This is a genomic window from Candidatus Regiella insecticola LSR1, from assembly GCF_000143625.1.
GTDB classification, from domain to species: domain Bacteria; phylum Pseudomonadota; class Gammaproteobacteria; order Enterobacterales; family Enterobacteriaceae; genus Regiella; species Regiella insecticola.
Map to the genome: position 1 here is coordinate 8837 of NZ_GL379589.1, position 1876 is coordinate 10712.

Below are 1876 nucleotides of genomic sequence, written 5' to 3' on the forward strand. Positions count from 1 at the left end.
TTGAAGACCTGATCATCGAAAATAATTCTGTAGCAGGTGCAGTGACAAAAACCGGCCAGAGATTCCGTGCCAAAACCGTAATTTTAACCGTCGGTACCTTCCTAGATGGCAAAATTCACATTGGCTTAGAAAATCACAGCGGAGGCCGTGCAGGAGACCCCGCATCAATCACATTGTCACATCGCCTAAAAGAACTTCCGCTACGCGTAAATCGCCTAAAAACAGGTACTCCTCCCCGTATTGATGCAAAAACTATCGATTTCAGTCAGCTAACCGTACAATTAGGTGATACTCCCATTCCAAACTTTTCTTTCCTAGACCATCTGACACAACGACCAAAACAGATTGCATGTCATATCACTCACACTAATAAAAAAACACATGAAATCATCAGAAACAATCTTGATCGTAGTCCAATGTACACAGGAGAAATTGAAGGAATTGGCCCCCGCTACTGCCCATCAATTGAAGATAAAGTAGTACGCTTTGCCGACCGTGATACCCATCAAATTTTTTTAGAGCCTGAAGGATTAAACAGTAACGAGATCTACCCAAACGGCATCTCAACCAGTCTGCCTTTAGACACTCAAATAAATCTCATCCACTCGATAAAGGGAATGGAAAACGCACGCATTATCCGCCCTGGCTACGCCATCGAGTATGATTATTTTGATCCACGTGATTTAAAAAACACCTTAGAAAGTAAACACCTCCACGGACTCTTCTTTGCTGGCCAAATCAATGGCACTACCGGTTATGAAGAAGCCGCTGCACAAGGCTTACTCGCAGGGTTAAATGCAGCGCGTTTGGCTAAAGGAAAAGAAAGCTGGTCACCAAGACGCGATGAAGCTTATCTCGGCGTTTTAGTAGACGATTTAAGCACGCTAGGAACCAAAGAGCCCTACCGCATGTTTACTTCTAGAGCTGAATACCGATTAATGCTACGTGAAGACAACGCTGATTTACGTTTAACTAAAATAGGTCGTGGCTTAGGTTTAGTTGATGATGATCGATGGAAACACTACTGTGAAAAAGTTGAGAAAATAGAAAAAGAACGTCAACGTTTGCGTAATACCTGGGTATCTCCTCATTCACCCCATATTACTCAGCTCAACAAATTACTTAAAACACCATTATCAAAAGAAGCCAATGGTGAAGAATTATTACGCCGGCCAGAAATTAATTACCATAACCTGACTGCACTTAATTTATTTGGCCCCGCACTGCAAGATTATCAAGCTGCCGCTCAAGTTGAAATTCAAACAAAATATCAGGGATATATTGAACGTCAGCAAGAAGAAATCACAAAACAATTACGTAATGAAAATACAAAATTATCCATTAATACCAATTATCACGAAATACCTGGCCTATCAAACGAAGTGATCGCCAAACTTAATGATCATAAACCCCATTCCATTGGGCAAGCATCACGTATTTCAGGTATTACTCCTGCCGCCATATCTATTTTGCTTATTTGGCTAAAAAACAAAGTTTATTGCGCCGCAGTGCTTAATTTAAATACTTTCCTATATAAAGATTAAATATTATTAAGAGCCCAAAGGTGTTAAAAAAATTAGAATATTTATTAGCAACGGCAAAAATCACCTTATCTGATAAACAAAAACAGCAGCTTATTCATTATGTCCTTTTATTAGATAAATGGAATAAAACTTATAATTTAACGTCGGTACGTGATCCACAACAAATATTAATTCGTCATATTATGGATAGCATCGTTGTTAAGCCTTATTTAAAAGGCGAGCAATTTATTGACGTTGGAACCGGTGCGGGTTTACCGGGTATTCCTTTAGCCATTGTTTGTCCTGACATCCATTTCACTTTACTTGATAGCTTAGGTAAACGTGTCCGCTTT

At 39.5% G+C, this 1876-nt stretch carries 1 protein-coding gene and 1 pseudogene; both read left to right on the forward strand.

The features are described from left to right. A pseudogene (mnmG, locus tag REG_RS00245) lies at nt 1–1516 on the forward strand (tRNA uridine-5-carboxymethylaminomethyl(34) synthesis enzyme MnmG); the annotation flags it as partial. 48 nt (nt 1517–1564) lie between these two features. Next, nucleotides 1565–1876, forward strand: a 312-nt coding sequence (gene rsmG / locus REG_RS13915) for a 16S rRNA (guanine(527)-N(7))-methyltransferase RsmG (RefSeq protein ID WP_039906827.1), incomplete at its 3' end; no start/stop codon positions are given.